The 9,723-nt window shown below is 65.4% G+C and carries 9 protein-coding genes; 5 read left to right on the forward strand and 4 right to left on the reverse strand.

Going from position 1 to position 9,723, the window contains the following annotated elements; genetic code table 11:
* The first annotated feature begins 309 nt into the window (after positions 1-309).
* Both BEN49_RS06470 and BEN49_RS06475 read left to right on the forward strand, forming a co-directional pair.
* Positions 310-1,074 (forward strand): TIGR04283 family arsenosugar biosynthesis glycosyltransferase, encoded by a 765-nt coding sequence (locus BEN49_RS06470; protein WP_083325830.1) that lies wholly within the window; start codon positions 310-312, stop codon positions 1,072-1,074.
* A 110-nt stretch (positions 1,075-1,184) separates the two neighbouring features.
* Positions 1,185-1,790: a TIGR04282 family arsenosugar biosynthesis glycosyltransferase gene (locus tag BEN49_RS06475; RefSeq protein WP_070742243.1), complete on the forward strand. Its 606-nt coding sequence runs from the start codon at positions 1,185-1,187 to the stop codon at positions 1,788-1,790.
* Between the two features lie 53 nt (positions 1,791-1,843).
* On the opposite strand, the gene BEN49_RS06480 is transcribed toward BEN49_RS06475, so the two are convergent.
* Positions 1,844-3,289 carry a dihydrolipoyl dehydrogenase family protein gene (locus BEN49_RS06480; protein ID WP_070742244.1) on the reverse strand — a complete coding sequence of 482 codons (1,446 nt, stop codon included), beginning with the start codon at positions 3,287-3,289 and terminating at the stop codon, positions 1,844-1,846.
* Positions 3,290-3,502: 213 nt separating this feature from the next.
* The gene (locus BEN49_RS06485; protein ID WP_070742245.1) at positions 3,503-4,462 is read right to left on the reverse strand and encodes a mechanosensitive ion channel family protein; all 960 of its coding nucleotides are present in this window, start codon (positions 4,460-4,462) and stop codon (positions 3,503-3,505) included.
* 553 nt (positions 4,463-5,015) lie between these two features.
* Between BEN49_RS06485 and BEN49_RS29320 the strand changes: the two genes are divergently transcribed.
* Entirely contained in the window at positions 5,016-5,198 is a 183-nt protein-coding gene (locus BEN49_RS29320; RefSeq protein ID WP_070742246.1) for a hypothetical protein, read from the forward strand.
* Positions 5,195-5,449, forward strand: a complete 255-nt coding sequence (locus BEN49_RS29325; RefSeq protein ID WP_239691841.1) for a DUF4174 domain-containing protein — start codon at positions 5,195-5,197, stop codon at positions 5,447-5,449. The genes BEN49_RS29320 and BEN49_RS29325 overlap by 4 nt, the downstream gene beginning before the upstream one ends.
* A 5-nt stretch (positions 5,450-5,454) precedes the next feature.
* Here the strand turns inward: BEN49_RS29325 and BEN49_RS06500 are convergent, their stop codons facing one another.
* Positions 5,455-5,853: a DUF2251 domain-containing protein gene (locus BEN49_RS06500; protein ID WP_070742248.1), complete on the reverse strand. Its 399-nt coding sequence runs from the start codon at positions 5,851-5,853 to the stop codon at positions 5,455-5,457.
* A 6-nt stretch (positions 5,854-5,859) separates the two neighbouring features.
* Positions 5,860-8,700, reverse strand: coding sequence for an excinuclease ABC subunit UvrA (gene uvrA, locus BEN49_RS06505; protein WP_070742249.1), 2,841 nt, complete (start codon positions 8,698-8,700; stop codon positions 5,860-5,862).
* A 223-nt stretch (positions 8,701-8,923) separates the two neighbouring features.
* Here uvrA and BEN49_RS06510 point away from each other — a divergent pair.
* A partial coding sequence (locus tag BEN49_RS06510; RefSeq protein ID WP_193415774.1) for an alpha/beta hydrolase family protein occupies positions 8,924-9,723 on the forward strand: 800 nt, incomplete at its 3' end.

The following is a 9,723-nucleotide window of genomic DNA, read 5'->3' on the forward strand; positions in this document are numbered from 1 at the left end:
GCCAGCGCTCCGGGCGCGGGCGGGTGCGCCGCCGCAGCGGCTGGCGGGTTTCGAGCAGCAGCAGGCCCAGCCCCAGCAGGGCCAGGGCCGGCGCGGCCCAGCGGTCGAAGCGTTTGAGCAAAGGGTGCGAAACCGGAAAAATCGGCATAGAAAACGGGTAAGAAGTTCGGAGAAAACACTACGGAATGGCCGGCCGCGCCGCCAGCCGGGGCCGGGCTTTTGGCCGGCGGGCGCAACGTGCGCCGCGCCCCGGCGTACCTACTGGCTTGGGGCGGGTGGCAGTTGCCCCGTAGATAACAAGTTGTACGTATGATTTCTCCCCCAGCGCGGGCCGGTGGTGAGGCCAGCCCCGGCTCGCCGTCCGCTACCAGCCTGCCGGTCAGCATCATCATCCCAACTTACAACGAGGCCGAAGCCATTGGGCCCCTGCTGCACTACCTGCGCCGGGCCACGGCCGGCGAGCCAGCCCCGGAGCTGCTGGTGGTGGATGGCGGCAGCACCGACGATACCGCGCGCCGAGCCCAGCTGGCCGGGGCCACCGTGCTGGCCTGTCCGCGCAAGGGCCGCGCCGCCCAGCTCAACTACGGGGCGCAGCAGGCGCGGGGCGAGGTGCTGTACTTCCTGCACGCCGACTCGTACCCGCCGCCTGGCTTCCTGGCCGAGGTGCGGGGGGCCCTGGGCCAAGGGTACGGGGCGGGCTGCTACCGCTTGGCCTTCGACCACCCGCACTGGTTTTTGCGGTTCAGCGCCTGGTGTACCCGCCTGCCCCTCACGGCCGTGCGCTTCGGCGACCAAAGCCTGTTTGTGCGCCGCGACTTGTTCAACCGCCTCCAGGGCTACCGCGAAGACCTGCTGGTGATGGAAGACCAGGAGTTCGTGGCCCGCCTGCGGGCGCAAGCGCCGTTTCGGCTGCTGCCCCGCGCCGTCACCACCTCGGCGCGCAAGTACCTAACCAACGGCATTTTCCGGCTCCAGGGTATCTTCACCCTCATCGTGGTACTCTACTACCTGGGCGTGTCGCAGCGCCGCCTGGTGCAGCTCTACCGGCGGCTCATCCGGCAGGGCAAAGTGTAGCTTTGCTAGTAGCTGGGAGTTGGTGCTTAGTAATTGGGCTGTTCAATACCAAAGCACAAACTGCTAAACACCAAATCCCAAGCACCAAGCACCAATTCCCAAGCACCAAAATGCCCACGCCCCACCTGCTAGTATTTGCCCGCGAACCAGTGCTGGGCCGCGTCAAAACCCGCCTAGCGGCGGGCATCGGGCCGGCGGCGGCACTGGCCGTGTACCGCGAGCTGCTGGCCCTGACGGCGGCGGCCGTGGCCGGGGCCCAAATACCCGCCACGCTCTGGCTAGCGGAGGCCCCGGCCGTGGGCGACCCCGCCCAGCCCCGGCCCGAATGGCCCGGCCTGCCCTGGCGCGTGCAGCCGGCCGCCGACTCGCTGGGGGGCCGCATGGCGCAGGCTTTCGGCGAGGCGTTTGCAGCGGGTGCGGGCCGGGTGGTCATCATCGGCACCGACTGCCCCGGCCTGAGCGCCGAGCTGCTGCGGCAGGCCTTCGACCAACTGCTGCGCCACGAGGTAGTGGTAGGGCCAGCCGCCGACGGCGGATACTACCTGCTGGGGATGAACAAATTAAAAGCCGAGCTACTCGCCAACAAAGCCTGGAGCACCGCCTCCGTACTGCCCGATACCCTGGCCGATGCCGCCCGCCTGGGTTTGCGCGTGGCCCAGCTGCCCACTTTATCCGACGTGGACTCGGCCGCCGACCTGGCGGCCTGGCGCGGGTAGCGGGCGGGCGTGGGGCCCCGTGAGGTTACCTTGGGCGGGCTGGGGCCCCGCAACTATTGCAGCCGATACGCCACATCGAGCGTCGTTTGCAGCAGCCCGGATACTTCCTGGTGGTCCACGATGAGCTTTTGGTTGATGCGAGCGGCCACGGGATAGGGATATATCTTATCGAAGATGGCGCTGATGTCCAGGCCGCTGGCGTTGGCCAGAATCAGCTCCTGCACCAGCTCGCCCGCGCCGGGGGCCACCATGGCCCCGCCCAGGATGCGGCGCTTCTGGCCGGGCAGGGGCAGGCGGTTTTTCTCGATGAACAGCAGCAGGCGGCTGTCGCGGTAGTCGTCCACCACGGCGCGGTCGTCGTCGGCAAAGTCGGTTTCCCAGCGCTCGTAGGGCGTGCCGCGCCGGTCCAGCTCGGCGGCGTCGAGGCCAAAATGGGCTACTTCGGGGTCGGTGAAGGTGACCCAGGAAAAGTGGTCGTAGCTGAGCTTTTTCTTGATGGGCGAGAAGAAGTTGAACAGCAGCAGGCGCATATGCAGCTCGGCCCCGTGGCTGAATTTGAGTGAGTTGGCCGCGTCGCCGGCCACGAAAACGTCGGGGCTGGTGGTTTGCAAATGCTCATCGAGCCGGACGTGGCCGTCCTCATCCACGGCTACCCCGGCCTGCTCCAGCGCCAGGCCGTCGAAGCCGACCACCCGCCCGATGGCCACGTAGCCGATGTCGAAACCTACCCCAAATTCGTCGCCCTGCCGGGACGTGATGCGGGCCTCGGTGGCGGAGGTAAAGGATGTTACCTCCGCCTCCAGGTGCAGCGTGATGCCCTCGGCGCGCAGCCTCGCCGCCAGCACGGCGCTGATGCTGGGGTCTTCCCGTTCGAGGAGGCGGGCGGCGCGGTGCACCAGCGTCACCTGCGCCCCGAGGCGCTGCATGGCCTGGGCCAGCTCCACGCCGTTGGGGCCCCCGCCCACCACCAGCAGGCGGCCGGGCAGCGCGCGCAGGTCCCACACGCGCTGGTTGTCGTAGAGGCGCGCCAATTCGGCCCCCGGCACGTGCAGCGGCCGGGGCCGCGAGCCGGTAGCCACCACGATTTTGCGGCCCCGGTAAGTGCGGCCGTTCAGTGCCACCTCCTGGGGCCCCACAAAGTGGGGGCTGCCAATTTCGACCACCACGCCCAGCCCGCGCAGGTACTCGGGGTTTTCGTGCCGGCGAATAATCGCCTGGCGCTCTTCAATATAGTCCATCACCCGCCCCATGTCGGCCGCGCCGCTCACGTGCAGGCCAAAGCGCGCGGCCTGCCGGGCCTGGTGCACCTGCCGGGCCGCGTGAATCAGCGCCTTACTAGGCACGCAGCCGTGGTTGAGGCAGTCGCCGCCCACGGCTTCGGCCGTGCGGTCGATGAGCAGCACCCGCAGCTTGATGCGAGCCATGAACAGGGCCAGGCCCAGGCCAGCCGAGCCGGCTCCCAGCACAATCAGGTCAAAGTCAGGCGCTTGGTCGTCCATAAAACAAGATACTTTAGAGTGAGAAGTAGCCACCAATCGGCCCGGCAGTATGGACCGATGTAGGAGCGGGGCTTGCCCTCGCCTGTCGTTGCACAGCGCCGCCGAACTGGTGCGCACGTGCGGCCAGGGGTAAGCCCCGCCCCTACTCCGAAACCGCCCCGAAAAGGGGTCTTAGGCTACCCAGCGCAGCAAGTTAAGCCAGAAGGACCTGCCTTACGCGGCTGGTGCGGGGGCTGCTTTCGGCGCTGGAGGCGGGGTTTTAGGGTCGGCGGTGGGCAGCACTAGCGGGGCCTGGCCGGGGGCCAGGCGCAACTCGATGGGCAGCGCCACCTTGGAGCTGGGCAACCGCACTTCGATGATGTCGGGCGGCAGCGAATAGCCGTTGGCGGCCAGCACGGTTTTGGTGCGGTCCATCACCTCGCTGCGCAGCTCCAGCACCCCGCGCCGGTAGTCGTCGGTAGTGGTCCAGAAAAATACTTTCAGGTTTACGGTACTGGTAGCCAGCTCATTTATTATCACAAATGGCGTGTGGGGCTCGGTATTCAGGATTTCGGGTAGCTGGCGAATTTGCTCCAGAATGAGCTTGGTGGCCCCGGCCACGCTGTCGTCGAAGTCGATGCCGACCACGAAATCCTGCCGCAAGTAGCCGTCGCGGGTGTAGTTGGTCACCTTCTCCTTCAGCACCGTGGCGTTGGGAATGTACACGTCCTTGCCGTCGAAGGTTTTAACGAGCGTGGTCCGCAGGTCCAGCGACTCCACCCGGCCCATCACCTCCTGGATAGAAATGGTATCGCGCAGGTTGAAGGGCCGGTTAAATGCTAGGATGACCCCGGCCAGAAAGTTCTCGGCAATGTCTTTGAAGGCAAAGCCCACCACCACCGCCGACACGCCCGCACCCGCCACGATGCCACTCACGATACCCGAAAAGCCCACTATTTGCAGCGAAATCAGGATGCCGATGAGCAGCACCACCCAGCGGGCCAGCTTGGTAAGGAAGCGGGCCAGCAGCGGGTCGTCGGATTCGGCCAGCAGGCGGTGGTCAAGGTAAATACGCACCCGCGAGGCAATTGCCCAGATGATGCCGAGCAGCACGGCGGCCAGCAGCAGCCGGGGCAGCGCCGCCACCAGTTGGTGCCAGTAGCCGAGCAGGACGGTTTGCAGTTCCTGAAGCATGAAAAACAGGGTTGGCGTAGGTTGAAAAACGGGCCGGCAAAGTAGGGCCCGGGCAAAGTGCTAGCAGCCGCCCCCCCCGTTGTAGTGGTAGGTGGGCGGCGAGATGAATACGTCGGCGCGGCCCAGTCGGGTTAGGGCCCCGGCGGTTTGTCGCACGCGGCCAGGGGCTGGTTTTGCAGCAGCACGGGGCCCTAGCGGCCGTCAAAGCAGTCTTCCTCACCATCATCGATAGTGGGGCGGCCCGTGAAAATGCACGGCCTATCGACCGGCGTCAGGCTGTTGCCGTGCGCTGTACCCCCTCGGCCTGTCTACTTGCCCGATAGCAAGGGCGCAATGACTGCCCACTGCTGGTCCGTAACAGCATGGCGATGAGTGATTTTTTTTAGTAAAACTATTTGTTCTCACACTCTAGACAGGTGCCTCGCTGCGCTCTACGTAACGTTCTTTTTTTGTGTAGTTTTTACTCAAAAACAACCTTGCGGCGTAGAAGTACAGAACCCTAGCCGACGCCCAGTGAAGCAGCTCGGCCACCCTTCACCAAGCGGAAAGCCCCATGAAATACGCCTGTTTCCTACTAGCCACGCTGCTGGGGCCCCTGCCCTGGGCGGCGGCCCAAGCGCCCGCCGCGGCACCGTTGCAGCAAGCCCTGCGCGCCGGCCGCGACGAGCGCCGCCTCCTGCTGGTGGGGCCCCCAGCGCCGGGCACCCCGACTTCAAGCGCCAGAAAGCCCTGCTGACCCCAGCCGCCAACCAGCTGCAAGCGCGCGACATGCAAGTAATAGACGTGTTTTATGACCAGCTGAGCGCTGCCGACCGCCAGTTGGCGCAGCGCCTGGGCCTGCGGCCACCCGCGTTCGGCGTGGTGCTGGTGGGCAAAGACGGCGGGACCAAGCGCACCAGCGCCACGCCCCTGGCGCCCGACGACCTGTTCGGCACGGTGGACAAGATGCCCATGCGGCGCCAGGAAATGCGCCGGCGCGGCCAGTAACCGGCTCAGGCCCCGAAGTACTGCTCCACCAGCTCGTCAGTCAGCTCGCGCTTTGGCACCTGGCCGTGGGGCGCCGGCGGGAAGGCGCTGCGGCAGAACCCCGCCTGGCGCTGGAAGTCGTACAGCGCGTGGCAGTGGCCATTGATGATGAGCGCGGCCGCCGTTTCCCCCACTGTCCAGAATAGCTGCACCGCCACAGGAATGCGGCGGTCGGCTACATCGGCCACGTCGTACACGTGCAGCGCGTCGAGGATAGCCGTTTGGAACCCCGGCGCCACGGCGTAGAAATAGCCGGTGGTGCCGTCGTCCTCAAAAATAACCTGCGCTGTGCCCGCCGTGGCGGTACTTACCATTAGCGTATCGGGGGTACCCACCGCCACGGTGGCTTCGGCGCCTAACTGCATGGGGCCCTATACTTTATCGGCCAGGAAGCGGGCCGTGTGGTTGGTGTCCTTCAGCTTCACCAGCTCCTCGGGCGTGCCTTCGAAGAGCAGGTGGCCACCGTTGAGGCCGCCCTCGGGGCCCAGGTCAATCAGCCAGTCAGCGCACTTGATGATGTCCACGTTGTGCTCGATAATGAGCACCGAATTGCCCTGCTCAATTAGCGCATTCAGGGCCCCCAGCAGCTTAGCAATGTCGTGGAAGTGCAGGCCGGTGCTGGGCTCGTCGAAGATGAACAGGATCTTATCCTGCTGCAACGTAGCGCCTTTGGTGAGGAACGAAGCCAGCTTCACGCGCTGGGCCTCGCCGCCGCTCAGCGTGTTGGCCGACTGCCCGAGGCGGATGTAGCCCAGGCCCACGTCCTCCAGCGGCTGAAGGCGCTCGGCCACTTTGGGCTGGCCCTTGAAGAACTGCACGGCGTCGGCCACGGTCAGCTCCAGCACTTCGTCGATGCCCTTGTCCTGAAACTTCACGTCCAGCACGTCCTGCTTGAACTTGCGGCCGCCGCAGCTTTCGCAGGTCAGGTAGATGTCGGCCATGAACTGCATCTCAATCTTCACCTGGCCCTCGCCCTGGCATACCTCGCAACGGCCCCCGTCCACGTTGAACGAGAAGTGCGACGGCTTGAAGCCCCGCGCCTTGGCTAGCGGTTGGTCCGAAAACAGCGTGCGGATAGCGTCATAGGCCTTCACGTAGGTGACCGGGTTCGAGCGCGACGACTTGCCGATGGGGTTCTGGTCCACAAACTCGACGTGCGACACTTGGCCCTGCACGCCGGTCAGCTTGTCGAACTTGCCGGTGCTTTCGCCCGCGCCGCCGCCCAGCATCTTCATCAGGGCCGGGGCCAGGATGCGCTTGATGAGGGTGGATTTGCCCGAGCCCGACACGCCGGTTACCACCGTCATCACGCCGAGCGGAATTTTCACGCTCACATTTTTGAGGTTGTTCTCGCGGGCCCCGGTCAGCTCCAGGGCGTTGCGCCAAGGGCGGCGCGCGGCGGGCACATGCACCGCCAGGGCCCCGCTGAGGTACTTGCCGGTGTAGGTGGCCGTATCGCGCAGCAGCTCGGGGTATGTGCCCTGGAACATGAGGTGCCCGCCGCCGCTGCCAGCCTCGGGGCCGATGTCGATGATCTGGTCAGCGGCCTCCATCATCTTCTCCTCGTGCTCGACAACTACCACGGTATTACCGAGTTCCTGCAACGAGCGCAGCACGCCAATCAGCTGCTCGGCGTCCTTGGGGTGCAGGCCGATGCTGGGCTCGTCGAGCACGTACATCGAGCCCACCAGCGCCGAGCCCAGCGACGTGGCCAGCGAAATGCGCTGGCTTTCGCCGCCGCTCAGCGTGTTGCTCAAGCGGTTGAGGGTGAGGTAGCCCAGGCCCACGCGGTTGAGGTAGCCCAGGCGGTTGGTGATTTCCGTCACGAGGCGCTCGGCCACCTTGGCTTCGTGGTCGCTCAGGGCCATATTGGCAAAGAACTCCAGGGCCCCCGAGATGGGCAGCAGCACCACGTCGGCAATGCTGCGGCCGTCAATTTTCACGTACTGCGCGTCTTTGCGCAGGCGGGTGCCGCGGCAGTCGGGGCACACGGTGCGGCCCCGGTAGCGGCTTTGCAGCACACGGTACTGGATTTTGTGGCTCTGCTCACTCACCCACTTAAAGTAAGCGTCGAGGCCCTGGAAGTGCTTGTTGCCGGTCCACAGCAGGCGCTGCTCGGCCTCGCTCAGGTCGCTGTAGGGCCGGTGGATGGGGAAATCGAAGCGGATGCCGTTTTTCAGCAGCGGCTTCAGCCACTCGCCCTGCTTTTCGGTGCGCCAGGGGGCAATGGCGCCCTCGTACACCGTCATGCTCTTGTCCGGAATCACCAAGTCCTCGTCAATGCCCAGCACCGAGCCGAAGCCCTCGCAGGTGTGGCAGGCCCCGTACGGGTTGTTAAAGGAGAAAAAGTTGACGCTCGGCTCCTCAAACGTCATCCCGTCCAGCTCAAACTTGTCGGAGAAGGTGCGCGCCTCGTCGTCGTTCAGACGCAAAATGCAGGTGCCGTGGCCCTCGAAAAACGCAGTTTGCACCGAATCGGAGAGGCGGAACAGCAGGTCCTCGTCGCCGGGGCGCAGCACGGCGCGGTCGATCATGATGAACACCTCCCCTTTCGGCTCCGGGGCCCCCACGGCCAGTAGGTCTTCGATGAAGGCCGTTTCACCCCCCACCACCACGCGGCTGTAGCCCTTTTGCAGCAGCAAGTCCAGTTCTTTAATAAGGGTGCGGCCCGGAGCCAGCGGCGGCAGCGGCGCCAAAATCATGGCGCGGGTGCCGTCGGGCAGGGCCCCTAAAAAATCCACCACGTCGGCCACGTTATCCTTTTGCACCTGCGCGCCGCTCACGGGCGAAAACGTGCGCCCCACCCGCGCAAACAGCAGCTTGAGGTAATCGTAAATCTCGGTGCTGGTGCCCACCGTCGAGCGGTTGTTCTTGATGCTGACCTTCTGCTCGATGGCAATGGCCGGCGAAATGCCGCGGATGTAGTCCACGTCGGGCTTGTCCATGCGGCCCAAAAACTGCCGGGCGTAGCTGCTCAGGCTCTCCACGTACATGCGCTGTCCCTCAGCGTACAAGGTATCGAAGGCCAGGCTGGATTTGCCCGAGCCTGAAAGGCCCGTGACGACGATGAACTGGTTGCGGGGCAAGGCCACGCTCAGGTTTTTCAGGTTGTGAACCCGGGCATTTTTGATGAGGATGAACTCGCGGGGGTCGAGCTGGTCAATCGGGTCGGCCGCGGGGGCGGCCACTTGCAGAGCGTCATTTTTGGGCATAGACAGGCTAACAGCGGGCAGGGGGCAAAAGGTTGCGGGCGCGGGCCACTTCCGCCCGCCCTGCAAAGGAAGCCCGCCGCCGCTGAGCCACCGCCGTGCGGCCAAACATCGGGCCTCAGCCGCCGTTCACCGAGAAATTTCTTGACATTAACGTCTTTTTTGTACTTTTAACCCACAAATACTCCCACCGTCATTTATAAGCAGTTTTTGATATAATTATTTTATGATTAAATTTATACTCGCCGCTTTATTACTCTTTACTTCATTGGGGCAGCCGGCGCGCGCGGCGGGGGCCCCAGCGGCGGGCCCCGCGCCCCTCAACGGCCAGTGGAAGGGCCCGCTGAAGCTGCTCGGCGGCGAGATTACCCTCATCATCACCATCGTGCCGCTCAGCAACGGCACCTACTACGCGGCCCTCGATGCCCCGCAGCAGCGCATCAGCCGCATGCCGGTGGAGGTGGAAGTGAAGGGCGACGACCTTACGCTGCGCGTCGAGCAGGCCGGCAGCCGCTTCGTGGGCAAGGTGCTGAACGACGGGGCCAGCCTCAGCGGCACCTGGACGCAGCCGGGCCTGACGGCGCCGCTGGTGCTGGTGCGCGCCGTGGCCTCGCAGCAGGCCGCCACCCGCCTGCGCACCGCGCCGCCCTACCGCGAAACCGACGTCTCGTTCCTCAACACCACCACCCGCAAGCACCTCAGCGGCACCGTGACGGTGCCGGCCGGCGAAGGGCCCTTCCCGGGCGTAGTCCTCCTCTCCGACCTGGGGCCCCAGGGCCGCGACGCGGAGGTGTCGGGCTACCGCATGTTTGGGCAGTTGGCCGATTACCTCACCCGCCACGGCATTGCCGTGCTGCGCTTCGACGACCGCGGCGTGGGCAAATCGGAAGGCAACTACGCCACCGCCACCACCGCCGACCTCGTGACCGACGCGCAGGCCGCCCCTGGCCTGCCTGCGCGCCCAGCCCCTGGTATCGGGCGGGCGGGTGGGCCTGGTGGGGCACGGCGAAGGGGCCAACGTGGCCT

This window comes from Hymenobacter coccineus (genome assembly GCF_001816125.1).
Classification (GTDB): domain Bacteria; phylum Bacteroidota; class Bacteroidia; order Cytophagales; family Hymenobacteraceae; genus Hymenobacter; species Hymenobacter coccineus.

Bases quoted from the DNA above. Each gene is read 5' to 3' on its own strand.
- BEN49_RS06485 (WP_070742245.1), bottom strand. From the start codon at position 4,462: ATGCTTCAGGAACTGCAAACCGTCCTGCTCGGCTACTGGCACCAACTG.
- BEN49_RS29320 (WP_070742246.1), top strand. From the start codon at position 5,016: ATGAAATACGCCTGTTTCCTACTAGCCACGCTGCTGGGGCCCCTGCCC.
- uvrA (WP_070742249.1), bottom strand. From the start codon at position 8,700: ATGCCCAAAAATGACGCTCTGCAAGTGGCCGCCCCCGCGGCCGACCCG.
- BEN49_RS06475 (WP_070742243.1), top strand. From the start codon at position 1,185: ATGCCCACGCCCCACCTGCTAGTATTTGCCCGCGAACCAGTGCTGGGC.
- BEN49_RS06500 (WP_070742248.1), bottom strand. From the start codon at position 5,853: ATGCAGTTAGGCGCCGAAGCCACCGTGGCGGTGGGTACCCCCGATACG.
- BEN49_RS06470 (WP_083325830.1), top strand. From the start codon at position 310: ATGATTTCTCCCCCAGCGCGGGCCGGTGGTGAGGCCAGCCCCGGCTCG.
- BEN49_RS06480 (WP_070742244.1), bottom strand. From the start codon at position 3,289: ATGGACGACCAAGCGCCTGACTTTGACCTGATTGTGCTGGGAGCCGGC.